21 protein-coding genes are annotated in these 24,739 nt (G+C 69.8%); 11 read left to right on the top strand and 10 right to left on the bottom strand.

Annotation, left to right across the window (positions count from 1 at the left end):
• Positions 1-8 precede the first annotated feature (8 nt).
• The gene (locus IEZ15_RS17500; RefSeq protein WP_229845936.1) at positions 9-1,013 is read right to left on the bottom strand and encodes an alpha/beta fold hydrolase; all 1,005 of its coding nucleotides are present in this window, start codon (positions 1,011-1,013) and stop codon (positions 9-11) included.
• Between the two features lie 198 nt (positions 1,014-1,211).
• Between IEZ15_RS17500 and IEZ15_RS17495 the strand changes: the two genes are divergently transcribed.
• Positions 1,212-2,339, top strand: a complete 1,128-nt coding sequence (locus tag IEZ15_RS17495) for a PP2C family protein-serine/threonine phosphatase (RefSeq protein WP_189277867.1) — start codon at positions 1,212-1,214, stop codon at positions 2,337-2,339.
• A gap of 20 nt (positions 2,340-2,359) precedes the next feature.
• Here IEZ15_RS17495 and IEZ15_RS17490 read toward each other — a convergent pair whose 3' ends face one another.
• The 3 genes from IEZ15_RS17490 to IEZ15_RS17480 form a co-directional block, all read right to left on the bottom strand.
• Positions 2,360-3,565 carry an FUSC family protein gene (locus IEZ15_RS17490; RefSeq protein WP_189277865.1) on the bottom strand — a complete coding sequence of 402 codons (1,206 nt, stop codon included), beginning with the start codon at positions 3,563-3,565 and terminating at the stop codon, positions 2,360-2,362.
• 97 nt (positions 3,566-3,662) lie between these two features.
• Positions 3,663-3,809 (bottom strand): hypothetical protein, encoded by a 147-nt coding sequence (locus IEZ15_RS17485; protein WP_189277863.1) that lies wholly within the window; start codon positions 3,807-3,809, stop codon positions 3,663-3,665.
• Positions 3,810-3,964: 155 nt separating this feature from the next.
• Positions 3,965-5,425 (bottom strand): APC family permease, encoded by a 1,461-nt coding sequence (locus IEZ15_RS17480; RefSeq protein WP_189277861.1) that lies wholly within the window; start codon positions 5,423-5,425, stop codon positions 3,965-3,967.
• A gap of 246 nt (positions 5,426-5,671) precedes the next feature.
• Here IEZ15_RS17480 and IEZ15_RS17475 point away from each other — a divergent pair, with 246 nt between their 5' ends.
• From IEZ15_RS17475 to IEZ15_RS17465, 3 genes are all read left to right on the top strand, one after another.
• Positions 5,672-7,120, top strand: a complete 1,449-nt coding sequence (locus IEZ15_RS17475) for an aldehyde dehydrogenase family protein (protein WP_114242920.1) — start codon at positions 5,672-5,674, stop codon at positions 7,118-7,120.
• 101 nt (positions 7,121-7,221) lie between these two features.
• Positions 7,222-8,637: an NAD(P)/FAD-dependent oxidoreductase gene (locus IEZ15_RS17470; protein ID WP_189277859.1), complete on the top strand. Its 1,416-nt coding sequence runs from the start codon at positions 7,222-7,224 to the stop codon at positions 8,635-8,637.
• Positions 8,638-8,718: 81 nt separating this feature from the next.
• On the top strand, positions 8,719-9,252 hold the full coding sequence (locus IEZ15_RS17465; RefSeq protein ID WP_114242922.1) for an Lrp/AsnC family transcriptional regulator: 534 nt from the start codon (positions 8,719-8,721) through the stop codon (positions 9,250-9,252).
• An 80-nt stretch (positions 9,253-9,332) separates the two neighbouring features.
• Here the strand turns inward: IEZ15_RS17465 and IEZ15_RS17460 are convergent, their stop codons facing one another.
• Positions 9,333-10,151 carry a hypothetical protein gene (locus tag IEZ15_RS17460; protein ID WP_229845935.1) on the bottom strand — a complete coding sequence of 273 codons (819 nt, stop codon included), beginning with the start codon at positions 10,149-10,151 and terminating at the stop codon, positions 9,333-9,335.
• A 302-nt stretch (positions 10,152-10,453) separates the two neighbouring features.
• Between IEZ15_RS17460 and IEZ15_RS17455 the strand changes: the two genes are divergently transcribed.
• Genes IEZ15_RS17455 through IEZ15_RS17435 form a run of 5 tightly spaced genes read left to right on the top strand, consistent with a single transcriptional unit; the run spans position 10,454 to position 15,558 of the window.
• Positions 10,454-11,338: an ABC transporter substrate-binding protein gene (locus tag IEZ15_RS17455; RefSeq protein ID WP_114242923.1), complete on the top strand. Its 885-nt coding sequence runs from the start codon at positions 10,454-10,456 to the stop codon at positions 11,336-11,338.
• Between the two features lie 8 nt (positions 11,339-11,346).
• Positions 11,347-12,321, top strand: a complete 975-nt coding sequence (locus IEZ15_RS17450; protein WP_229845934.1) for an amino acid ABC transporter permease — start codon at positions 11,347-11,349, stop codon at positions 12,319-12,321.
• Positions 12,318-13,091 carry an amino acid ABC transporter ATP-binding protein gene (locus IEZ15_RS17445; RefSeq protein WP_114242924.1) on the top strand — a complete coding sequence of 258 codons (774 nt, stop codon included), beginning with the start codon at positions 12,318-12,320 and terminating at the stop codon, positions 13,089-13,091. Before IEZ15_RS17450 ends, IEZ15_RS17445 begins: the two co-directional genes overlap by 4 nt.
• Positions 13,091-14,710, top strand: coding sequence for an N-acyl-D-amino-acid deacylase family protein (locus tag IEZ15_RS17440; protein WP_189277857.1), 1,620 nt, complete (start codon positions 13,091-13,093; stop codon positions 14,708-14,710). Before IEZ15_RS17445 ends, IEZ15_RS17440 begins: the two co-directional genes overlap by 1 nt.
• Entirely contained in the window at positions 14,707-15,558 is an 852-nt protein-coding gene (locus IEZ15_RS17435) for a serine hydrolase (RefSeq protein WP_114242926.1), read from the top strand. The genes IEZ15_RS17440 and IEZ15_RS17435 overlap by 4 nt, the downstream gene beginning before the upstream one ends.
• Before the next feature lie 19 nt (positions 15,559-15,577).
• Here IEZ15_RS17435 and IEZ15_RS17430 read toward each other — a convergent pair whose 3' ends face one another.
• The 4 genes from IEZ15_RS17430 to IEZ15_RS17415 form a co-directional block, all read right to left on the bottom strand.
• Entirely contained in the window at positions 15,578-16,501 is a 924-nt protein-coding gene (locus tag IEZ15_RS17430; protein WP_114242927.1) for a LysR family transcriptional regulator, read from the bottom strand.
• Positions 16,502-16,510: 9 nt separating this feature from the next.
• The gene (gene lysA, locus IEZ15_RS17425; RefSeq protein ID WP_189277855.1) at positions 16,511-17,863 is read right to left on the bottom strand and encodes a diaminopimelate decarboxylase; all 1,353 of its coding nucleotides are present in this window, start codon (positions 17,861-17,863) and stop codon (positions 16,511-16,513) included.
• 149 nt (positions 17,864-18,012) lie between these two features.
• Positions 18,013-18,801, bottom strand: a complete 789-nt coding sequence (locus IEZ15_RS17420; RefSeq protein WP_189277854.1) for an oxidoreductase — start codon at positions 18,799-18,801, stop codon at positions 18,013-18,015.
• A gap of 179 nt (positions 18,802-18,980) precedes the next feature.
• Positions 18,981-20,228 carry an ROK family transcriptional regulator gene (locus IEZ15_RS17415; protein ID WP_229845933.1) on the bottom strand — a complete coding sequence of 416 codons (1,248 nt, stop codon included), beginning with the start codon at positions 20,226-20,228 and terminating at the stop codon, positions 18,981-18,983.
• A 191-nt stretch (positions 20,229-20,419) separates the two neighbouring features.
• On the opposite strand from IEZ15_RS17415, the gene IEZ15_RS17410 reads away from it, so the two are divergent.
• Entirely contained in the window at positions 20,420-22,651 is a 2,232-nt protein-coding gene (locus IEZ15_RS17410; RefSeq protein WP_229845932.1) for an alpha-N-acetylglucosaminidase, read from the top strand.
• Between the two features lie 156 nt (positions 22,652-22,807).
• On the opposite strand, the gene IEZ15_RS17405 is transcribed toward IEZ15_RS17410, so the two are convergent.
• The gene (locus tag IEZ15_RS17405) at positions 22,808-24,163 is read right to left on the bottom strand and encodes a tetratricopeptide repeat protein (RefSeq protein WP_189277848.1); all 1,356 of its coding nucleotides are present in this window, start codon (positions 24,161-24,163) and stop codon (positions 22,808-22,810) included.
• 351 nt (positions 24,164-24,514) lie between these two features.
• Between IEZ15_RS17405 and IEZ15_RS17400 the strand changes: the two genes are divergently transcribed.
• Positions 24,515-24,733, top strand: a complete 219-nt coding sequence (locus IEZ15_RS17400) for a hypothetical protein (protein ID WP_189277846.1) — start codon at positions 24,515-24,517, stop codon at positions 24,731-24,733.
• The last annotated feature ends 6 nt before the right edge of the window (positions 24,734-24,739 follow it).

Below are 24,739 nucleotides of genomic sequence, written 5' to 3'. Positions count from 1 at the left end.
CCTTCGTGTCACAGGGCCGCGTCGGGACCGCCCTTGGTGACGCGGCGCCTGCGGGCCGCCGCCACCAGGCCCGCGCCTGTCAGGACGGTCACGCCCGTGAATCCGCCGATGCAGGCCAGGACCACGGCGCTGGTGCCCGTCGGGGCCATGAGCGACTTCGCGGGTGTCCGGTCTCCGGCGGCCTGCCGGATGAGATCGGCGACGACATCGGGGTGCGACATCATCGCGACATGGGAGGAGTCGACCTCGACGGTATGCGACTTGGCGCGCTTGGCCTCGAAGCGTTCGAGATCCGGGGCGATGGCCTTGTCCCGGGTGGCCACCAGTGCCCAGGACGGAATGGTCTTCCAGGCCGCCGCAGCCGCCGTTTCCATGAACGCGGCTCCGTTGATGGGGCGTTGAGTGGCGGCCATCACGGCCGTGGTGCCCGACGGCACGTCCGCCGCGAAGACGTCGTGGAACCTGTCGGGCTGGATGTACAGATCGACCCCCTCCTTTCCGTCGGCCTCCGGGAACGGCATCGGCTTCAGAGCCGCATTCAGCTCGCTTCCCGCGAACCTCGCCGACAGATCCGACAGCCTCTCCCCCTTGTCCGGCATGAGCGCGGACACGAACACCAGCGACTTCACCTGCGGGTTCCCCGCGGCGGCGTTGCTGATCACCGCACCGCCGTAGGAATGCCCGGCCAGCACGATCGGGCCCCTGATGCTCTTCAGCACGCCGGCTATGTACGCGGAGTCACCGGCGAGCCCGCGCAGCGGATTGGCCGGGGCCATGACCTTGTACCCGTCACGCTGCAGGCGTTCCACCACACCGTTCCAGCCCGAGGCATCGGCGAACGCGCCGTGTACCACCACCACCGTGGGCTTGGTGCCGGCCGGATCGGCACCGCCATCGGCTGCGGCAGGTCCGGCGGCCGCGGCAAGGGAGGCTGCGGTGAGCGCCACGGCGACGGTCCGCGCGCGCCGCCCGCGTATCCACATCCGCGGGGCGAGGAAGGCTGAGACGGTCATGCTGTTCTCTCTTCGTCCAGAGGCGGTTGGTGGGCTCAGCGTTGCCAGGCCCGGCCCGGACGGCGCGGCGCGCGAAGCAAGTGAGTGAAAACGGGCGACCGTCCGAGTGAGCGGTATGCAGCACGGAGTGACGGGGCCGTGCCGTGCCGATCAGCCGTACGGGGAGCGGAGGCGGACCGGGTGAGGTATCCCGGAAGCATGGCTTCCCGGCGGTTCCTGCAGTCGTTCCCGAAGACCCCAAGGCGCAGGAAGGCTCTCGTGGCGATGCCGTTCGCGCTGATCGCCGTCGTCACGGTGGTTGACGTCATCGCGCCGCCGGATGTGCACCTCGGTCCGTTCCTGGTGGCGGCTCCTGCGGTGGCTGCCTCTTTCACCGGGCCGCGCATGACCGCTTTCGTCGGTGCGGTCGCCGTGCTGGCCCAATCCCTGGTGGCCGTCGCGCGCACGAGCATCAACGACCTCAATCACACCTACCAGATCATCGCGCTCATTCTCATCTCTGTCTTCGTCACCTTCTTCGCCCATCTGAGAGAAAGGAACGAGCAGGCGGTGTCCCAGCTCCGTTCGGTGGCCGAGGCGGCGCAGCGAGTAGTGCTGCGGCCGCTGCCCAGGCGCAGTGGCCCCCTGCGCATCGCCTCGGTCTATCTGGCCGCGGAGGCGGAGGCGCAGATCGGCGGCGATCTGTACGCGGCCGCACGCACCACCGACGGAACCCGCCTGATCATCGGCGATGTCCGCGGTAAGGGACTGTCCGCGATCGGTGAGGCAGCCAGCGTCCTGGGTGCCTTCCACGCTCTTTCCCGCCAGGAGGCGCAACTGCCCGATCTGGTGGCGCATCTGGAGGCGAGCATCGCACTGGACGAGAACCACGCCGTTCACGAAGGCGTGGACAACGACCGGGACCTTGCCGAGTCCTTTGTCACCGCGGCCGTTCTCGACATCCCCGATGCCGCCACCGAGCTCCAGCTGGTCAGCTGCGGTCATCCACCGCCGCTCCTGCTGCGCGCGGGAGAGGCGAACCCGCTCAATGTACGGGCGCCCGCCCCACCGCTCGGTCTGACGCACCTGCTGGTCACCGAACACACGGCGCAGACGTTCACCTTCGGCGTCGGCGACACCCTGCTCCTGTACACGGACGGTGTCATCGAGTCCCGGGACCGGTCAGGGGCCTTCTATCCGCTCCCGGAACGGGCCGCATCGCGGTGCGGCCAGGGCCCGGACTCCCTGCTGGAATCTCTGTGTGCCGACCTCGTCCGCCACGCCGGCGGCTGCCTGGGCGACGATGCGGCGCTGGTCGCCATCGAACGGCTTCCGGCCTCCGGGTGACACCGTCCGCCCGCATGGTTTCAGGCCCGGCTGCCTCGCAGCCGGCGCGATACGGCGCGCAGCCAGGGGTGGCGTTCGTGGAGTTGCGCCGCGCGCCGGTCGAGCTCCTTGCCCAGGCGTTCCGTGCGCTTGTCGATGTCGAGTTCGTCCAGAATCCGGTCGACCTCGGCAAGCAGGGCTCCGTGCAACTGCCAGTCCCTGGGATGCTCCTGAACGTCTTCGAGGAGCAGGTTCGCCACCCGGTCCCTGGTCGCACGGCTGATGGCGAGTGCGCGGGCGAGCCGGTCCTCAGCCTCCTCGGCGTTCTCCGCGACCGGAGTGGTGATCAACTCCGAGAAGCTCTCGATGGCACCGGCCATCTGCCCGAACAGCTCCGTCAGGGATTCGGCCACGTCGGCGGGGAACAGCGTCTCCTCGGTGCGGGCCTTGGCCAGATCGGTCAGGGTGCGTGACAGCACCCGCAGTACGACGGCGCAGATCTCCAGGGTGTCGAGACCTGTACGCAGCACGACCCGGTAGACCAGCCCTTGCCGGACGCGCGGGTTGAGGGTGAGGCCTTCCTCCGCCTGTCGCAGCGAGGCGTCGACCTCCACGATGTCATGGTCCAGCCGGCGGGCCTGGTGGAGGCGGTCGGCCGCCCGCTGGACCGGGATGTGACCGCTCACGTCCTCCCCCATCGTGCGGAACATGTGTCCCATCGCGCGGGCCAGACTGTCGATGGAGGCACCCGCGGACTGCACCCACACGGGTGGCGCGAAGAGCAGGTTGAACAGCAGTCCCACGCCCGCACCGATCAGTGTCTCCAGCACGCGGTCCCAGGCTGTGGAGGCGACCTGCGAGACGCCCAGCACGAGCATCGCGCTGATCGCCACCTCGGGTACGAACTCATCGACCCGCACCAGCCGTCCGATGATCAGCGAGGCGAAGATCGTCAGTCCGAGGCTCCACCAGTTGAGCCCCACCAGGGAGCTGAGCGCACTGGCGATGAGCACCCCGACGATGACGGAGTTCACCCGGCGGATCCCCGTGGTGAGGGTCGCGTAGAGGGTGACCTGTACGACGAGGAGCGCGGTGAGCGGTGCCGTGAGCGGTGCCGGATGCGGAAGGGTCCACACCGCCACGACGTAGGCGATGACCGCAGCTGCCGTGGAACGCAGGGTCTGCGCTCCGACGGGCTCGGTCGTACGCCGGACGAGCTTGATCACGGGTTCGGATACTCGTGCCATCTCTTTCCCATGCCCGCCGGTACGCCGCAACAGCGCCTCGGCGCACCGAACCCCACCGTACGGGCGTGCCGATGGGCGGAGCTGCGGATGTCGTGGCTCAGGAGGGCGGTTCGACGGCGCCGATCAGTTCCCCGCCCGTGGCGGTGGCCCGCATCTCGTCGGACAGGCACTCGGCTCGCGCCCGGTACGAGGGTTCCTCTTCGGTGGCGCGACGACGAGGACGTCGTCGCCCCGTGCCGTGCACGCGTCGATGAAAGGAAGGAGCGGGTGGAAGTGACCCGATCCGCTGGTGGCGAAAAGTGCGCGCATGGGGCCGAGCCCAAGGGCGGCCGCCCCCTGCCCACAGGCCCACTCTCCGCCTGATTCCAGCGCCTTGCCCGGGTACGTACACCGCCACCGTCAGGCCGGACGGTCGTCGCTCCCGTGCCGGTCCTGCACCTTGATCCGGTACAGCCACAGCAGTACGGCCACGACCAGAACGGCAAGTGCCACTCCCAGTTCGGTGTAGCCGCCGTAACCGGTGATGGAGAAGCCGGTCGCACCCACCACCAGCACCACGGTGAGGAACCCGGCCAGCGTCCAGGCCAGGGGCACGAAGAAACGGGGCAGCCGGATGGGCCGCAGGGCGTCGGGACGGTCCTTGCGCAGAAGCGCGAAGCCGGACACCGCCAGCACATGGGTGAGGATGTACCCCAGGTTGCCGGTGACGATGATGGCCAGCGGGGTCTGAAGCACCGTCAGCACGAAGACGTTCAGCACCAGGGCCACCAGCAGTGCCCGGGCCGGCACCCCGCGCTTGTTCAGCACCCCCACCTGCTTGATGGTGAGCCCCGCCTTGCCCATCTCGTACAGCACCCGGGAGCCGTCGGCGAGACCGGTGATCATGATGAGCAGCAGCGAGGCTATGAGGAAGACCACCATGAGGTCGGAGGCGCCGCCCACCAGGTCCTGGAAGGCGCCGACGAAGAAGGTGGTGGGTTCCTCGCCGATGGCCTTCTCACCGACGTACCCCGACAGGGTCAGCGGCAGCAGGATGAAGACGCCGAGGGAGAACAGCACACCGGCGCGCAGGGCCCGGGTGGTGTCGCGCACCGTGTCCTTGTACTCGGGGGCGAAGGTCGCGCACACCTCCACGCCGAACGACGTCCACGCCATGACGTACAGCCAGACCAGCGCCTCGCGCAACCCCGCGGCGCCGTGCAGGTTCCAGTGCAGGCCCTGCGCGCTCCAGTCACCGGAGAACAGCGGCAGGACAATGAAGACGGCGAGCGGCACCAGCAGCGCACCGCCGGTGACGTAGACGACCCACATGGCGACATGGAGGCCGATCATCGCGGCGCCGAACAGCAGCAGCATCACGAGAAGTCCCACCGCTATGGGGAAGTCCACTTTCACCGGCCCGAACTCCACGCTCCAGTCCTGGCCGGGGAACCACTGGGCCTGGACGAAGGAGCCGATGAGCCCGGAGTAGACGGCGAGGGCCGTCGTCCAGGGGAACCAGTAGCCGATGCTCGCGATCGGGCCCACCACGGGCGCCCGTTTCTTCCAGCCCTCGGTCGCGTAGTGCGCGATCCCGCCGGAGGAGTCGGGGAACATCGCGGCCAGTTCGGTGTAGATCCAGTTGGTCGCGGTGGCCAGCACCATCGAGGCCGCCCACAGGGCGATCGCACCCCAGGCGCCGAGGCCGCCGATGGAGGCGCCGAGCGAGGCGATGAGTGCCGCCGGCATGGTCAGCGACATCGCGAATCCGTCGAACCAGCTCATCTTCTTCGGCAGTGCCGGGGCGGACGCACCCGCCGATGCCGAGGAATCCGAAGGGTCCGGTGAGGGTGGGGCTGGGGTCTTTGGCTGGGATGACATGGGCTTCCCCTCAGGATGGGCGCAGACAGGAGAGTCGTTGGGGCCTGGTTATAGATGAAGCGAAAAACACCTGTCAATACTCATGAACAAGCAATGATCGACTTCCCATTTTGCTGATTCAGCAGTCTTGACAGTTCCTGATTGCTCAGCGAGTCTCCAGTCATCGCTTCGCACCCGACCCGGGCCGGCGCGGTCCAGAGCCGACGCGCCCGTTCCCGGTCAGGAACAGGACAGAGAGGCCAACGCATGACCACCCCGACCGCCGACCGGCACCAGCTCTTCATCAACGGCGCCTACACCGACGGCACCTCCGGGACCACCCATGAGGTCATCAGCCCCGCGACGGGCGAACTTGTGGGCACCTTCCCGCTGCCCGCGGCCGCCGACGTCGACACGGCTGTACGTGCCGCGAATGCGGCCCAGCCGGCCTGGGCCTCGACCAATGTGTGGACCCGTGCCGAGCTCTGCCACCGCATCGGTACGGAACTCGGCAAGCGCGTGGACGAACTCGCCCGCCTCCAGTCCCTGGAGCAGGGCAAGCCGCTCGCCGAGTCCGTCGCCGACATCGAGGAGGCGGCCAAGCTCTTCCACCTGCACGCCGAGGACGCCGTTCGGCTGCACGGCGAGACGCTGCCCTCCACCGACAACACCAAGCGGATGTTCACCTTCCAGCGCCCGGTGGGCACTTGGGGGATCATCACGCCGTGGAACTTCCCGCTGCTGATGCTCGCGGAGTTCGTCGCCCCCGGTCTCGCCACCGGCAACGCCCATGTCGTCAAGCCGCCGGCCAACACCCCGCTCACCGTCCTCAAGGCGATGGAGGCGTTCGTTGCCGCCGGACTGCCCGACGGCCTCGTCAACATCGTGCCCGGAGAGGGCGACACCGGCGATGTGCTGGTACGCCACGAGGGCATCCACGCGATCGGCTTCATCGGCTCCACCGCGACCGGTGCGAAGATCCAGTCCGCCGCCGGACTCAAGCGCTCCATCATGGAGTGCTCGGGCAACGGGCCGCTCGTCGTCCTCGCCGACGCCGATGTCGAGGCCGCAGCCAAGGCCGCCGTCGACGGCGCCTACCCGTGCGCCGGACAGGTCTGCTGCGCCACCGAACGCGTCATCGTGCACGCCGACATCCACGACGAGTTCGTCGAGGCCGTCCTCCGCGAGGCCCAGCGCATCACCCTCGGCGACCCGTTCGACCCCAAGACGGTTCTCGGCCCCCTCAACAACGAGGGTGTCGCGGCCAAGATGGACCGCCACATGGCCGACGCACGTGAGCGCGGCGCACGCATCCTGCTCGGCGGCAAGCGCGCTTCAGGGCACCCCACGGACCTCTACTACGAGTTCACCGTGGTGGACGGGGTGCCCGAGGACAGCCTGCTGTCCCGCGAGGAGTCCTTCGGCCCGGTCGTCCCGATCATCACCGGGCGGGACGAGGACGACCTGTTGCGCATCGCCAACGACGACAAACTGGGCCTCCAGGGCGCCGTCTTCACCCGCAGCATGACCTCCGCCTTCCGCTTCATCGAGGAAATGGCCGTCGGCCAGGTCGTCGTGAACGAGAGCAACAACTGGTGGGACATCAACATGCCCTTCGGCGGCGCCGGCAGCCGCTCCACCGGCTGGGGTCGCATCGGCGGCAAGTGGACGCTCATGGACATGACCGACACCCGTACCGGTGTCATCAGTCTCTGACCGTTCCTCGCCCACTCCACCGTCCGCCGACCGGGGTCCCGACCAGCGTCGGGGCCCCGGCCCGCACTGCCCCACCACGCCGGCAACGAGGTACCCGCCAGATGACTACCGCAGCCCCCCGCCCCACCGACCACCGCAACCGACTGCGTGACACGAAGGCCGCCCCCTACTGGCTGGACCGGCCCGAGCACCCCACACCGTTGCCACGGCTGACCGCCGACACCACCTGCGATCTCGCCGTCGTCGGCGGCGGTTACACCGGGCTGTGGACCGCCCTGCTCGCCAAACGCGCCCGCCCCGAACGAGACGTCCTCGTCCTCGAACAGAACACCTGCGGCCACGCGGCCAGCGGCCGGAACGGCGGTTTCTGCTCCCCCAGCATCACCCACGGTCTCGCCAACGGCGCCGACCGCTGGCCCACCGAGGCCCGGCTGCTGCACCGCCTGGGCATGGAGAACTTCGACGCCTTCCAGCGCGACCTGGACACCCATGGCATCGACTGCGGGTTCATGCGCAGCGGCAAGGTCACCACCGCCGCCACCCCCTGGCAGGCCGAAGGGCTCAAGGGCGCCCATGCGCTCGCCCGCCGGTACGGCGAACAGGCCATGCTGCTGGACCGTGACGAACTGCGGAGCTACGTCGACTCCCCCCTCTGGACAGCCGGCCTGTGGTCCCCCGACTACGCGCTCCTCGACCCCGCCCGCCTCGTCTGGGGCCTGCGCGCCGCCTGCCTCGACCTCGGGGTCCGCATCGCCGAGCGCACCGAAGTCACCGCCCTGACCACCCGTCATGCCGGCCGGGTCCGCCTCACCACCCCCTACGCCGCGGTCGGTGCCCGGCAGGTCGCCCTCGCCACCAACATCTACCGGCCCCTGCTCAAGCGCCTCTCGCTCACCATGATTCCGGTCTACGACTACGCGCTGACCACCGAACCCCTGAGCAATGAGCAGCTCGCCGCCATCGGCTGGAGCGGCGAGCACGGAATCACCGACGCGGGCAACCAGTTCCACTACCTCCGCAAGACCGACGACAACCGCATCCTGTTCGGTGGTTACGACGCCATCTATCACTACGGCAACCGGGTCGAGGAGCGTCTCACCCAGCGCCCCGCCACCTTCGACGTCCTCGCCGCCCAGTTCGCCGAAGCCTTCCCTGCCCTCGCCGGCGTCCGCTTCTCGCACTCGTGGGGCGGCGTCATCGACTCCACCACCCGCTTCTGCATGTTCGCGGGCACCGCCGCGCGCGGCCGGATCTCCTACGCCCTCGGCTTCACCGGGCTCGGCGTCGGCGCCACCCGCTACGGCGCCCAGGTGATGCTCGACCTGCTCTCGGGCCGGCGCACGGAACGACTCCGGCCCGCCATGATCCGCCGCCCCCCGGTGCCCTTCCCCCCGGAGCCGGTCCGCTATCTCGGCGTCGAGGCCACCCGGTGGTCCATGGCCCGCGAGGACACGCACGGCCACCGCAACCTGTGGTTGCGCACCCTGGACCGGCTCGGCCTCGGCTTCGACTCCTGAGCCGGGCAGGATAGGCCCGTACTACCGAAGATCCAGGCCCGCACACCGTGGTGGGCCGTACATGAGAGCCGGAGCAACATCATGAGCACGCTGGGTGGCAGCCCCCTGGACGACACCGACCGTCAGATCATCGCCGCGCTTCAGGCGGACGGCCGCCGCCCGTACAGCCAGATCGCCGAGGAACTGGATATTCCGGCCTCCTCCGTGCGTTACCGCGTCCAGCGCATGGAGGAGAACGGCACCCTCCAGATCGTCGGCATCGCCAACCCGCTGACCATCGGCTTCGACCGGTTCGCCATGGTCGGCATCCGGGTGAGGCCGGGCAGCGCCCAGGAGGTCTGCCGACGGCTGAGGGATTTGCCCGAGACCTCCTACGTCATCATGACCGCGGGTACCTACGACGTGATGGCGGAAGTGATCTGCCGGGACACCGATCACTTCACCGACCTGATGAACCGCAGGCTGCATCTCATCGACGGAGTCGTCTCGACCGACTCGTTCTTCGTACTGGAAGTGCACAAGTTGGCCTACGGGTGGGGGGTCGGCGAGGTGGACACCTCGCTGCTCGACGCCCCGCAACCGCCTCTGAGCGCCGGTCTCGACCAGCGCGCCTGAGAGCCTGTCGGGTGACCTCCGACCGGGCGGCCACGCCCGGTCGGAGGTCACCCGACAGGCTCTGAGCCGTGCCGCCGGCATCAGCTCGCGAATCCCACGTGCACATGGTCGTGATGGGTGTCGTCGGTGAAGAACTGATTCACCGTCGCGCCCCCGGAGAGCTGGATCGGTCCGCCCACGTTGTACGAGCCGGCCGCCGCCGCATCCCGCATGAAGGACTCGGTCAACCGGCGCGGAGTGGCCGGATCGACGACCTTGTGCCCGTCGATCCGCCATACGTCGAAGGCCCGGCCCGGTGGATGATCGCTGGGCCGGTCGGTGCCGAACACGTACAGCGGATGCCCGGAGCGGAATACGGAGACGTCCATCCGGTAGGTACCGGCCAGTCCCAGCAGGGCCCGTAGGACGGTCGGGTGGATGCGCCCACTGCGGATGTCGGCCTCCGCCGCGGGCGGCAGGCCGATCCGCGGGTTTTCCAGCACCTGCCTCGCCACCGTGGGCAGCGACGCCGCAGCGGCGCCAGGACGGCCGGGGTGGAGCGCGGTGACCTCCCAGCGGGGCCGCGCCCGGCTCAGCCGTACGTCGACGGTCGTGCCGCCCGCATGCCCGGGGGTCCATTGCCGGCACACCACCATCACACTGGCCGAGTCCGCCAGAATCCCGCCGTACTGCGCGTCGATCACCTGGAGCGCGGCCTCGTCCGCGTCGGGCCGCAGCGGGCCCGCCCGGTCCACCAGTGACGGCGCCGCGCCCAGCGCGGCCACCCGTCTCTTCGCCGCCGCCGCACCGCCCTGCCCGGCGGGCCACGCACCGATTGCCTCCACCACCTGTACGGCGCGCAGTTTCACGGTGGGGTCCACGTCGGCGCGGTCGGGGCGCCAGGCCGTGGTCGCGGGCAAGGACGCGAGTGGAGACGCGGACGCGGACGTCCGGGACACCGACTCGGACGGTCCGGCCGCAGTCCGGGAGGTTGCCGAGCAGCCCGTGGATCCCGTGAGCAGTGCACCGGTTCCGAACAGCAGTGCACGCCGGCCGAGTGGTTGTCGCATGCGTTGCCCCGTTCCCGATCGGGGCCCTCATCCACGGAGATTCGGACCCGTACAGATTTCGATGGTCAGGCATGAATAGCTTCATCATCTTCCATTCACCCGGGCGCGACTGCCAGCATCGGCGCACCGCCACCCCGTGAGGGAGAAATCCGATGAATCGTCCCCGTTCTCTGCGCTGTCTGGCCGCTCTGGCCGTGGTGGCCCTCGCGGCCACCGCGTGTGGTCGCTCCGGCCAGGGCGACGCCCCGTCCGGCAGTACCTCGCAGGCCGCCGCCGGCCGGACCGCAGCCGAGCTGCTCCCGGCGGAGTACCGGCAGAAGGGTGTGCTGCGGGTGGCCACCGCGGTGGGATATCCACCGATGGAGATGTACGAGCCCGGGACCACCCGGCTCACAGGTGTCGACCCCGACCTGGCCAAGGCCATCGCCACGCGGCTCAAGCTGAAGCTCGAACTCACCAATGCCGCCTTCGACGGGCTGATCCCCGGTCTGGCATCCGGACGCTTCGATCTGGTCATGTCGTCCATGACGGACAGTGCCCAGCGGCGCCAGGCGGTCGACTTCGTCGACTACTTCCGCACCGGCGGCGTCATCATGACGAAGAAGGGCAACCCGCAGGGCATCAAGTCCCTCAACGACCTGTGCGGAAAGACCGTCGTCCTCGCCAAGGGCAGCTCGAACCTCCACATCGGCGAAGAACAGAACGCCAAGTGCGAGGAGAAGATGCGGATCTCGCAGAGCGAGGACGCACCGACCGGGCTGCTGCAGCTGGACAGCGGACGCGCAGTCGCGACCATCGTCGACTATCCCGTCGCCAGGATGTTCACGAAGAAGAGCAGCGCTTACGAGGTTCTGCCGACGCAGTACGGCACCGCCCCCTGGGGCATCGCGACCGCGAAGAGCCAGGGCGGATTGCGCGATGCCGTCCACAAGGCCCTGCAGGAACTGATCGACAACGGCGATTACAAGAAGATCCTCGACACCTGGGGAGTCGGCGACAGCGCCGTGCCCGAGGCCACCGTGAACGACGGGCAGTGAGTACGGACATGACCCACCGGAAAATGCCCGGCGCCGCCCTCGGCGCGGCACCGGCAGCCGCAACAACGGATGCGATACCGCCGGAGGAGGACCTCTCCCTCCAGGTGACCCGGCGCCCCCGTCCCGGGCGCTGGCTGGCGGTCCTCGCCGCCGCACTGTTCGCGGTGTGGCTCGCCTACACCGTCATCGTCAATCCCAACCTGCACTGGGACATCGTCGCCAAGTACCAGTTCGACGGCGTGATCCTCAAGGGTCTCGGGGTGACCATTCAGCTCACGCTCGTCTCGATGGCTCTCGGCATCGTCATCGGGGTACTCGTCGCGGTGATGCAGCTCTCCGACAGTCCGGTTCTGCGTCTCACCGCCGGTGCGTACACCTGGTTCTTCCGGGGCACACCACTGCTGGTCCAGCTCATCTTCTGGTTCAACCTGGCCCTGCTCTTCCCGGTGATCAGCATCGGTGTCCCGTTCGACGGCCCGAAACTCATCAGCTGGCAGTCCAACCAGGTCATCACCGGATTCGTGGCGGCCCTGCTCGGCCTCTCCATCAACGAAGGTGCCTACATGGCCGAGATCGTGCGGGCGGGCATTCAGAGCGTGGACCCCGGACAGCGCGAGGCCGGTGCGTCCATCGGCATGTCCAACCGTCAGATCCTGTCCAGGATCATCCTTCCGCAGGCGATGCGGGTCATCATCCCGCCGTTCGGCAACCAGTTCATCTCCATGCTCAAGACGACCTCGCTGGTCTCCGTCATCGCGGGCGCCGATCTGATGACCGTCTCCCAACACCTCTATCTCGCCAACTTCGAGGTGGTGGCGCTGCTACTGGTGGCTTCCCTCTGGTACCTGGTACTCACCACGATCGCCAGCATCGGCCAGCACGCCGTCGAACGCCGCTACAGCCCCGGCGCCGCCCCGCCGCTGCGGCGCAGGGTCCTGGCGAATCTCGTACCCGGGCGTGCCAGGAAGGAGGCAACGGCATGAACGACGTAATCCTCAGGGCCCGTGGGGTCCGTAAGCGATTCGGTGCCACCGAGGTGCTGAAGGGCATCGATCTCGATGTCCGCAGCGGAGAGGTGCTGTGTGTCATAGGCCCTTCCGGGTCCGGGAAGTCGACACTCCTGCGCTGCTTCAACCACCTTGAACAGATCGACGCGGGGCGGGTGTGGATGGACGGTGAACTGATCGGTTACGAACAGCACGGCCCGTCCGGCCACGTCCTGCGCGAACGGCGCCCCCGTGACATCCGGCGCCAGCGCGAGCGGATCGGCATGGTGTTCCAGCGGTTCCACCTGTTCCCGCACCGCACTGCGGTGCAGAACGTGATGGAGGGGCCCGTCGCCGTCAAGGGACTCTCCCGTGTGCAGGCCGAGAAGCAGGCCCGGGAGCTGCTGGACCATGTCGGTCTCGCGGACCGGGCGGACCACTACCCGGGGCAGCTGTCCGGCGGGCAGCAGCAGCGCGTGGCAATCGCCCGCGCACTGGCCATGGAGCCGGCACTCATGCTCTTCGACGAACCCACCTCCGCTCTCGATCCCGAACTCGTCGGCGAGGTCCTGGGCGTCATGCGCGACCTGGCCCGCAGCGGGATGACGATGGTCGTGGTCACCCACGAGATGGGCTTCGCCCGCGAGGTCGCCGACCGTGTCCTGTTCATGGATCAGGGTGCCGTCGTCGAAGCCGGGACCCCGGAGCTTCTGTTCACCGACCCGCGGCACGAGCGCACGCGGGCCTTCCTGTCGACGGTGCTGTGATGGGCCGCCCCCTCGATCTGCTGCTGCGCGGCGGCACACTTGTCGACGGAACCGGCGCACCCGCCAGGGAGGCGGACATCGCGGTGACGGACGGACGGATCGCCGTACTCCCCGCCGGCACCCCGGCCGCGGCGGCCGAGACGCTGAACGTGACCGGCCAGGTCGTCACTCCCGGCTTCATCGATGTGCACACGCACTCCGACGCCCTCGCGGCACCTCACGGCGCCGACGGCACCGCGGAGCCGGTCGACGACCTTCGCCTCGCACCATTGCTGCAGGGCGTCACCACGGAGATCTGCGGCAACTGCGGGACGAGCCTGTTCCCTTCGCTGCCAGAGCGGCTGCCTTCACTCGCCGAGCATCTCAGAGTGACGTTCGGGCTCGGACCTGTACGGCCCGCGGTGGACTTCGACGCATTCGCCGCCGGACAGGACCCTGCCCTGCGCCGCAACCACATCGCTTCGCTGGTCGGACACGGCACGCTGCGCGCCGGGGTGATGGGCTTCGAGGCCCGCCCGCCCCGGCCCGACGAGCTGGACACCATGTGCGCGCTGCTCGACCGGGCGCTCGGCCAGGGTGCGGCCGGCCTGTCCACGGGGCTGATCTACCCGCCGGGCACCTACGCCGACACCGAGGAGATCGTCGCGCTGGCCGCGGTCGCCGCGCGTCATGGCAAGCCCTACGTCACCCATCTGCGCGACGAGATGTCACAGGTGGAGACCGCCCTGGAGGAAGCCCTGGAGATCGCGGTGCGCTCCGGTGCCCCGCTGCAGATCTCCCATCACAAGACCGCGGGCCGGCACGCCTGGGGCGCCACGCTGCGCACCCTGCCCCGGCTGGAAGAGGCCCGTGCCGAAGGCGTGGACGTGCTGTGCGACGTCTACCCGTACACCGCGGGCAGCACCGTTCTGCACGCCATGCTGCCACCTTGGACGAGCGAGGGCGGCGTCGGTGCCCTGCTGGAACGGCTGCGCCGGGCCGATACGCGCGACCGGATCCGGACGGACATCGCTCAGGGCGTCAAGGGGTGGGAGAACACCGTGGGCAACGGTGGCTGGGACCTCATCACCGTGGCCGCCGCGCAGGCGCACCCCGAGGCCGAGGGCCGCAGCATCGCCGACCTCGCCGCCGGGCGCGGCGTCCACCCGGTCGACTACGCGTGCGACCTGCTGCTGGCCGAGCAGGGCGAGGTGACCATCATCAGCCACTCCATGCGCGAGGACGACGTCGAGCGGGTGCTCGCCAGCCCGCTGTCGATGATCGGCTCGGACGGCGTCCCCAAACCCGGTCGCCCGCACCCTCGTTGGGCGGGAAGTTTCGCCCGTGTACTCGGCCATTACGGCCGCGACCGGCAACTGATCCCGCTGGAGATCGCGGTGCACAAGATGACCGGTCTGCCGGCCCGGCGGTTCGGGCTCACCGGCCGCGGTGTGGTCCGCGACGGGGCCCTCGCCGATCTGGTGGTCCTCGACCCGGCGTCGGTGCGTGACACCGCCACCTTCGACCGGCCGCTGCTGGCCCCCGAAGGCATCGATACCGTCGTGGTGGCGGGGCAGGTCGCGGTAAGGGGCGGCTGCCCGACCGCGGCGCGGGCGGGAGAAGTGGTGAGGATCCGATGAGTCTGGCCCAAGTGGCTGCGGCGGCGCGGCGCTCGGCAGCGCTGCCGCTCACCCTCGCCGTCGCCGCCGTCGACATCGATATCGACGGCGGCGAGACGGTGGGGGTCGACGACCGCACCGTGCTGCCGGTCGCGTCCGCCTCGAAGCTGCTGCTGCTCGCCGAGGTCTCACGCCGACTGGACACCGGGGAGCTGCTCGCCGACCGGCCCGTCGAAGTCCTCGACGAGGACATGGCGGACGGCACCGGGCTGCTGCGCCGGATGAGCAGGCGCGGCTGGACCGTCGAGGACCTGGCCTGGCTGACCGCTTCGGTCAGCGACAACACCGCCACCAACGCGCTCCTGCGCCTGGTGGGGCGCGAGTCCACGGCCCGGCTGGCGGAGGAACTCGGGCTCGACCGCCTCACACTGCACGACAAGGTCCGTGACATCCGGGGCCCTGATGTGCCGCCCCTCTTCGCCACCGGCACCGCCCGGGACCTGGCACGGCTGGTGACACATGCGGTGCGCGGCACGATGAGCTCCCCGGCAGCCTCCGCACGGTTGCTGGAGTGGATGCGCGCCAACACCGACCACGGGCTGGTCCCCGCCCTGGTGGATCACGACCCGTACGCCCCCGGCTTCCCGAACCCCTTGCCCGACGGGCTTCTGGTGGCCAACAAGACCGGTACCGACACCGGGGTCCGCGCCGATGCCGGTGTCATCGTCGGTGCGCGCCGGCTGGCGTACGCGGTGGTGGCGCACTGGGACCCGGCGCTGGGCCCCAGCACGGAGCGGGCGGCGGTGCACGCCATCCGGGACGTCGGCCGCACCCTCGCGGCCTGTGCCCGACGCCGCGCCGCCGAATGAGAGCGGCGCTCCCCGCCCGTCAGGACCACTGCACCTCCAGCAGCGACCGGATCTCCTCGGCGGCCGACCGCAGCTCCGCGAGGAAGATCCGCAGCAGCGGGTTGCGGTTGGTGGGCCGGGTGGCGACCCCGATCCGCCGGTGCAGTCGGGGATGGTCCAGTCGGCAGACGTGCACACCCGTGGCGTCGCCGAGCCCGAGGGCCGGGACGAGCGCGATACCCATGCCCGCGCGGGCCAGGTTGATCGTGACCTGGTAGTGATCGCTGCGGCAGCGGACCCGCGGCCGGAACCCCTCGGCCGCACATGCGCGTTCCAGGACCGGTTCGCCGGTGTGGCCACCGTGCGTACCGATCCAGCTCTCCCCCTCCAGAGCGGCGAGCCGGACCGCGGTGCGCCGACCGAGGCGGTGCCGCAACGGGAGGACCACCAGCTGCGGCTCGTCGAAGAACATCTCCACGTCCACGGCCGCCTGCCGGCACCAGGGGTCCAGCGGATGCTCGAAGACGACCGCCGCATCCAGCCGGCCCGCCTCCAGATCGGGCACCAGCTCGTGCGGCTGCCCCAGGATCAGCTCCACCTCGACCTTGGGCCTCTCGGCCGCGAAGACCGACAGCGCCCGAGGAAGCAGCTCCAGGCCCGAGGAAGCGAAGAAGCCCAGCCGCAGTACCCCGGCGCCGCCTTCGGAGTGCGCCAGGAGATCGTCCCGTGCGACGGCCATCAGGTCGGCGACGGCCTGCGCGTGCTCGGCCAGCCGCTCACCGGCTGCCGTCAGCCGCAGGCTCTGCGGCTGACGTTCCACCAACGCCACCGCGAGTTCCTGCTCCAGCCGGGCGAGTTGATGCGAGACGGCGGACGGGCTCAGATGCAGCGCCTGGGCGGCGGCCACGATGGTGCCTGTGCGGGCTATTTCCAGCAGGACGAGCAGTCTGGCACTGTTCAGCATCGGGTCAGGTTAGGCCGTGCCGACGCACTGCGTCGCCCCGGCACCCGACCGCAGGGCCGCCGGCGGCGCGACGGGCCCGGCGGGCTCGTCCACGTCCAGGCGCAGCAGGTCCTCCTCGGTCTCCCGCCGCACCACGGTGCGGGCACGGCCATCGGACACGAAGACGACCGCGGGGCGCGGCAGCTTGTTGTAGTTGGACGCCATGGCATATCCGTATGCGCCCGTGACCGGCGTGGCCAGGAGGTCACCCACCGCGACCTCGGCCGGCAGGGCGGCATCGTCGACGATCACATCGCCGCTCTCGCAGTGTTTGCCGACCAGCCGTGCCCGCAGCGGTCGCGGGGCGCGGGGGCGGCCCGGCAGGAACGCCTCGTAGCGGCTGCCGTAGAGGGCGGGGCGTAGATTGTCGCTCATCCCGCCGTCGACGCTGACGTATGTCCGCACGCCCTCGATCCGCTTGATCGTGCCCACCCGGTACAGGGTCAGTCCCGCACGGGCGGCGATGGACCGGCCGGGCTCCACTGTCACGTCGCCGCCCCAGCCCGCATCACGCACCGCAGTGCGCACCCGGGCCGCCCAGTCGGCGAACGAGGGTACGGTCTGCCCCGCCTCGTACGCGACTCCGAGGCCGCCGCCGACGGTGAGCCGGTGCACCCCTGTCTCCGCGGCGAACCGTGCGACGGCCGCGGCTCCTGCCGCGAGCTCCGCCGTGTCCAGCACCTGCGAGCCCACATGCGCGTGGACGCCCTCCAGAATCATCGCCGGGGAGCCTGCGGCCCTCCGCACGGCGGCCGCGGCGGCTGCGTCGACGAGGCCGAAGCCGAACTTCGAGTCGTTGCCACCGGTCCGGATCGCCTCGTGTGCGCCTGCGGCGACACCGGGCGCCACCCGCAGCTGGACTCGGGCGGGCGGAAGTTGTTCCTCGGCGTGCAGGAGCTCGATGCGGTCCATCTCGTCGAAGCTGTCGACCACCACGTGCCGCACCCCGGCTGACATGGCCGTGCGCAGCTCCGCCTTGTCCTTGTTGTTGCCGTGCAGCACGATCCGTCCGGCCGGAACACCCGCGTGCAGCGCCACCCGCAGCTCGCCGCCGGAGGCGACATCGAGCAACAGTCCCTCCTCATGGGCCAGCCGTGCCATGGCCGTGCACAGGAATGCCTTGGAGGCGTAGGCGACGTTGTCCCGGCCGAAGGCCGCGACCGCCTCCCGGCAGCGTCGGCGCAGGTGCTCCTCGTCGTACACGAAGAGCGGTGTTCCCCAACGCTGTGCCAGTTCGGTGAGCAGGACCCCTCCGACGGCGAGCCCTTCCGGGCGGATCTCGGAAGTGAAGGGCAGCAGACCCGCTTCGATGGCTGACGACATGATTTCTCCCCCGTAGGCCGGTTCTCCGCCATCCTGCGGCCTGCACGAGGGGTCATAAAAGCGCATTCTTCTGTGGCTGAGCCTCGCTGTTTTCGATGCTTGTGCCGCGTCGAGAGCCGCGGGATGGCCTCCCGGGCCGGGGAAACCCGTCACAAGGTCGTGATCAGTCCGCCGTCGATGACGAAGTCCGATCCGGTGACGTTGCCCGAACGGCCGCTCGCCAGCAGCAGTACCAGATCGGCGACTTCTTCCGGCCGGGTGAACCTCCCGCTCACCGCTCGGGCCGCGAACTCCTGGGCGACGGTGTCCGGCGCGGTGCCGTCGGTCGCTGCGACGGTGGCCGCGATGCCTCCCTCCCCCAGCCAGAGATCAGTGGCGACGGGTCCGGGGCTGACGGTGTTCACCCGTACCCCGTGCGGGCCGACCTCCTTGGACAGGGCCTTGCAGAAGTTGGTCAGGGCAGCCTTGCTCGCGCAGTAGTCGATGACCGAGGGGTCGGGCAGAAAGGCGCTGACCGAGCTGACGGTGACGACAGAGCCCGAGCCGCCCTTGATCAGGTGCGGCAGAGCGGCACGCGTGGCGCGGACCGCGGTGAGGAGGTTGACCGTCATCGCCCACATCCAGTCGTCGTCGCCGACGGAGAGGAAGCCGCCCGCTCGCGGACGTACGGCCCCGACGTTGTTGACCAGGATGTCCAGCCCGCCGAACCGGGCGACCGCTTCCGCCACCGGTTCCGCGGAGCCGTCGGGCTCGGTGAGGTCCACCTGCACGAAGTGGACGTTCTTGCGCTCCGCCAGCTCGGACAGGGGTTCGGTGGGATTGCGGGAGGCGGCGACCACACGCGCGCCCTCGTTGGCGAGCGCTTGTGTCACCGCAAGGCCGATTCCCTTGCCGGCGCCGGTGACCATGGCCACTTTGTCTGTCAGGTGCAGATCCATCACGGTCTCCTAGCAACGAACGGCACCGACGGCGGCGAGTCCAGGCGTGCCATGAGAGGCACGACGGACTCAGCGTTTCCGGTGTCGGCAGTGATGGCGCGGCCCGGACAGCAACGGAGTGACGCAGGCCGACCGTCCGGGTGAAACCGGCTGTCGGGAGGGTCCGCCCCTCTTCGCTGCTACCTGACACCTTGGTGTGTCGTCGTCACGCGTTCTTCAGCAACGTCCAGGGCATGGCGCACCGCCCCCATCGCAACGGCTCGTTCGCCGAGCACCGATGCGTTCAGCTCGACCGGCACCAGGGTGTGCGATCGCAGATGCCTGCGCACAGGGCCGAGCAGGGTGTCCCCCGCTCGCGACACCCCGCCGCCGATGACGACCCTGCCCGGATCGAGGACGAGGAGAAGTACGGCGAGTCCTCGGGCGAACCGGGCGGCCACGCGCTCCACCGCCTCGACGGCGGCCCGGTCGCCCGCTGCCGCCGCTGCGAAGAGCGGTGCGATGTCATGGGCATCACCCACAGGAGCGCCGGCCTCCAGGGCCAGCCGGTGAATGGCCTCGGCGCCGACGAGCCGCTCGAACGGCCCCATGCCGTCGGCCGGGCGCGGTCCGGGACGGGTGTCGGGATCACCGACGAGGTCGATGAAGCCCAGTTCACCGGCGGCGGCCGAATTTCCCCGGTAGGGCCTGCCGTTGATGACGATGCCGGTGCCGATGCGCCGCCCCCACTGAACGAAGACCAGGCAGTCGGTGCGGGTGTCCGTGCCACTGCCCGCTCCGGTGGGGGCAGCGGCGCCGCGCCAACACTCGGCGAGCACCGCGAGGTTGACGTCGTTGTCGATGGACACCGGGCAGTGCAGCCAGTCGCGCAGCAGCGAAACAGCGGGCAGCCCAGCCCAGTCGGGAATGCTGGGAGCGAGCAGCACCTCGCCCCGCTCGCGGTCGACGATGCCCGGGGTGCCCGTACTCACCGCCCACAGGCTCGACAACGGCACACCCGCCTCCGCCACTGCCGCCGTCAGTGCGGCGCGGACGGTGGCGAAGAGCTGCGGCCCGGCCGCTCCCTCGTCCACGGCTGCACGATGAGTGGCCAGCACCTGACCTGCCAGGTCCGCGATCACCACCAGCACCTTGTGCGCACCGATGTCGACCCCGGCAACATGTCCCGACTCGGCACGGAACCTGGCGTACTGGGCGGGGCGGCCGAGCTGCTGCGGTCCCGCAGCCGCGGTGAACTCCACCAGGCCGCAGTCCCTCAGCTCGGTCAGGGCCCTGGTCACCGCGGGCCGTGACAGCCCGGTGAGCGATGCGAGGTCGGTGACGCGGGCGGTGGGCGTGTCCCCCTCCCGCAATGCGGCCAGCACCGCGGCCACGTTCATCCGGCGCAGGACGTGCGGACCGGTGGCCGCTGCTTTCCGGACTGGCATGTGCTTCAACTCCCTTGCCCGACCGTGCTGTCGGCACTGTACCCAGCGCTTCGAGAACCCGGGCTGTCGGCCCTCTTGACGGCCGCGGCACACCCACCCATATTAACGAATGCTCCGTTAGTAAATCTGATGTCTGTCCGCACCATGTCCTCGGCAAGCCCCCGCATCCCTACCCCGGACGAGGTCAAACCTTGAGAAGCCTCAGATCCTGGATCGTCGCCTGCACGGCCGCCCTCGCTGTGCCGGCCGCGGTGCTGAGCACTCCTGCCGCTCCCGCAGAAGCCGCCCCCAGCGACAGGCCCGCCTTCGCCCCCGGGCCGGCCGAGGCAGCACTGCGCCGCCTCCTCCCCCGGCACGCCGGGCAGTTCGACCTCGTACCGGTGAGCCGACCCGCATCCGGTGACTACTTCACCGTCTCCGGGACCACGGGTCATGTGCGCATCCAGGGCACCAGCCCCGCCGTGCTCCTCAGCGGCGTCAACCGGTACCTCAAGTACACGGCCGAGGTGGACATCGGCTGGCCCGGTGACAGCACGTCGAAGCTTCCGAAAAAGCTCCCGGCACCTTCCGGCACGGTCCGCCAGGACGCCTCGGTGCCGCACCGGTTCGCCCTCAACGACACGGACGACGGCTACTCCGGTGCGTACCGGAACTGGGCCTCGTACGAGAAGCAGATCGATGTCCTCGCACTGCACGGCGTCAACGAGGTGTTCGTGCAGATGGGCGCGGATGCCGTGTACTACGACACCTTCCAGGAGTTCGGGTACGCGAAGAAGGAGCTCACGTCCTGGATTCCGGGACCGGCCCACCAGCCGTGGTGGCTGATGCAGAACATGTCCGGGTTCGGCGGCCCGGTCACCGAGAAGCTGCTGGATCAGCGGGCCGCACTCGGCCGCAGGATCGCCGACCGGCTGCGCCGACTCGGCATGACGCCGGTCCTGCCCGGCTATTACGGCACGGTCCCGCCCGGGTTCACGGACCGCAACCCCACCGGCCCCGTGGTCCCGCAGGGCGGCTGGGTCGGTTTCGAACGGCCGGACTGGCTGGACCCGCGCAGCGAGATGTTCCCTAAGGTCGCCGAGGCCTTCTACCGTCACCAGCGCAAGCTGTTCGGCGACTCCGCCATGTACAAGATGGATCTGCTGCACGAAGGCGGCAGGCCGGGCAACGTGCCCATCGCTGACGCGGCCAAGGCCGTCATGAACGCCCTGCAGACCGCGCACCCGGGTGCCACCTGGGTCCTGCTCGGCTGGCAGAACAACCCCTCCACGCAGCTCATCGACGCGGTCGACAAGAGCAAGCTCTTCATCGTCGACGGACTCGCAGACCGCTACAACGGCCTGGACCGCGAGGCCGCCTGGCACGGCGCACCCTATGCCTTCGGGACCATCCCCAACTTCGGCGGCCACACCACGATCGGGGCCAACACCGCTGTCTGGACAGCCCGGTTCAACGAGTGGCGTACGAAGCCGAACAGTACGCTCCAGGGAATCGCGTACCTGCCGGAAGGTACCGGCGGCAACCCCGTCGCGTACGAACTCTTCACCGAACTCGCCTGGAGCACCGCCCCGTTGGACCACGCGGCCTGGTTCGCCGACTATGCCGAACGCCGTTACGGCGGCGCCGACCCGCATGCCGCCAGGGCCTGGGAACTACTGCGGACCGGCCCCTACAGCACTCCGTCCGGCACTTGGAGCGAGTCCCAGGACAGCCTCTTCACCGCACGCCCCGGGCTGACCGTCGGCACGGCGGCCAGCTGGAGCCCGTCGTCCATGCGGTACGACGCGACGACGGTGCAGCAGGCGCTCACGGAGCTGCTCCGAGTCGCCCCCGATCTTCGGAAGTCGGATGCGTACCGCTTCGATGTGGTGGATGTGGCCCGACAGGCCCTGGCCAACCGCAGCCGTACGCTGCTGCCGCAGATCAAGTCCGCGTACGAGGGGAAGGACCTCGCCCTCTACCGGCAGCGGACCACGGAGTGGAAGCAGGACCTTGCCCTGCTCGACCGGCTGCTGGCCACCGACCGGCGGTTCATGCTGGGGCCCTGGCTCAAGGACGCCAAGTCCTGGGGCAGCACCGATGCCGAGCGGGCCGCCGCGGAATTCGACGCCCGCTCGGTCCTCACCACCTGGGGCCATCGGTCCGGCAGCGAGTCCGGCGGGCTGCGCGACTACGCGAACCGCGAATGGTCGGGCCTGGTCTCCGACTTCTATGCCAAGCGCTGGACGCTCTACCTCGACTCCCTCGACACGGCCCTGGTCACTGGGCAGCCGCCCGCAGCGATCGACTGGTTCGAGCGGGACAACGCCTGGAACCTGGAGCTCAAGAGCTACCCGGCGAAGCCCACGGGCGACCCGGTGGCGCTGGCCGAAACTGTACGCGCAGCACTTCCGGCACCTGTCGTTCCGGCTGCCGGTGACTGATTGACCGGGGCGGGGTGCAGACATTCGCGCTCGGGCGCGGCCACCGCAGGGGGGCCGCGTCCGACCGGCCTGCGTGCAGGCAGGCTGCCGCTTTCCGGTCTCAGCGGAGTCTGGCCGTTGTTCCCAACGGGCTGGTGTGGCCCGGAGAGGGCGGCGTCAGAACGGGGGTTCGGTGGAGAATGTCCCCGTCCAGACGGGTGTGCCCGGCTCGGATTTGCGCTGCTGAAGGAGGGCCACAGCGTCCTTGACTCGGCCGAGGCCGATGAGGTGGCCGGCCAGAGAACCGCTGTTGGCGGGGGCGTGCGGTTCGAGGACTGCGACGGCCTCCTCGGTCCGTCCGGTCTCGGCGAGCAGGTCGGAGATGGTCCAGGCCGCGTACCATGTGTCGCCCTCGGGATGCGCCCGCGCCTGCTCGATTGCTTCATCGAGCAGGCCGCAGTCGGCCATGAGTCGAAGCCGCATCCTGAGGAAGTCCCACTCCTCCTCGCCGTCGCGGCGCACCTTGAGGGCGTCGAGACAGGCCAGGCCGTCCTGGGCGCGGCCTTGGTCGGAGTACAGGGTGCACAGCATGTCGACGATCCAGTCCTCCGCGCCGCCGGGTGAGTCCGCGAGCCTGCGCATCACCTCGATCGCCTCGTCGCCCCGGCCATGCCGGGCCAGGAGCTGCGCCAGTTGCACCGCGTCGTGGCACTGCTGGGCCGGTGAGTCGTCCGGCTGCCGGTACGCGGCGATCGCGCCTTCCACGTCACCGCGCTCCTCCAGCACCTCGGCGAGGCGCTGCGCGGCGTGCCCGTGGTGTTCGGATGCCGCGTACGCGCGCAGTTCGACGATCCGGTCATGCCTCGCGAGCAGGTCGGCCAGCTGGTCGTGGTTGTTGACGGAGGTGACGTGCCGGGTGTGCAGCAGGGCGATCGCTTCGTCGACGCGGCCCTGGCGTTCACGGATCACGGCAAGCAGCCCGATTGCCGTGTCGGGGTCGAGTCCACGGCAGCACCACGGGCTGTCGCACCGGTGCTGGGCGGGGATCCGGGCGGCCAGCAGCGCGGCGATGTCCTCGTCCCGGCCCGTCCCCTCGGCAATGTCGACCAGAGCGGTGGCAAGGAGCCAGTCCTCAATTCCGGCGCTCAGCAACACGACCGCCTCGTCCTTGCATCCGTGCCGGTCCAGCAGACGCGCGAAGAACTCCAGCGCCGGCCCTCCGGCCTCTGCGTACGGCCGGGCCAGCGCGATCGCCTCCTCTGCCCGCCCCCAGCTCTCCAGTAGTTCCGCCTGGGCCCGGGCGGCCGGCCACCAGCCTGTGGCGACATACGGAGCGAGCACCTCCAACGCCTCTGCCTGCCGCCCTTGGTCACCGAGCAGCCGTGTCCACTCACGCGCGCAGAACCATTCCCCACGGCCGGCCTGGCACTCCACCTCCTCCCCATAGCCGAACTCAAGAAGCCGGGAGACGAGAAGCGGAGGTATGCAGCCGGACAAAGTCCGGGCCTGGTGGTCGAGATCAGCAGCGTCCATGGCACTGCACCCTAGCCACCGCCCCCGACATCGGCTTGCAGCCTCTGCTGGGAGTGGTCAGGCCCCTGGACAAGGCCCCGGCCGGGACGTCGGGCCCCGGCTCAGACGGCCCAGGCCTGCCGCGACGGCCGCTTCCCCGACCTGGCCGGCACCCTGCGCCCGCTGCCGCCCGCGCCGCCAACCGCGAGCTCATGGCCCAGCTCAACCGCGACCACAGCCCGCCTGTGCCTCCCGGGTATCCATGACGAGCACCTCGGCGGCACACCCTGCCCTTACAGGTTGAACAAAGGCCGCCATGGCTTGAGTTGAGCGTCACTTCTGGTGGCGCCCCATTCAGACACCGGCCACCCGGTGCGCGTCGCGGTCGATGCGGCGGCGCTGGGGGCGAGGCGGCTCACTGTCGGTGCGCAGCGCCAGCTTGACCGCCGCACGGTCTCGCTTGTGTGCCGACCGCTGAAGCCAGGTCCGACTGCCGTCACCGAGGAAGGCGCACGAAGCTGGCTGCGCCACCTCGCGAGCGGCCCTTTCCTCGCGGCGATGACGTTGTACATCGTGGTGGCCGAGTCGTGAGCCACC

The organism is Streptomyces atratus (assembly GCF_014648655.1).
Taxonomy (GTDB): domain Bacteria; phylum Actinomycetota; class Actinomycetes; order Streptomycetales; family Streptomycetaceae; genus Streptomyces; species Streptomyces atratus.
Note: the sequence above shows the minus strand (reverse complement) of the source record. Positions and strands in the feature narration are given on the sequence as shown.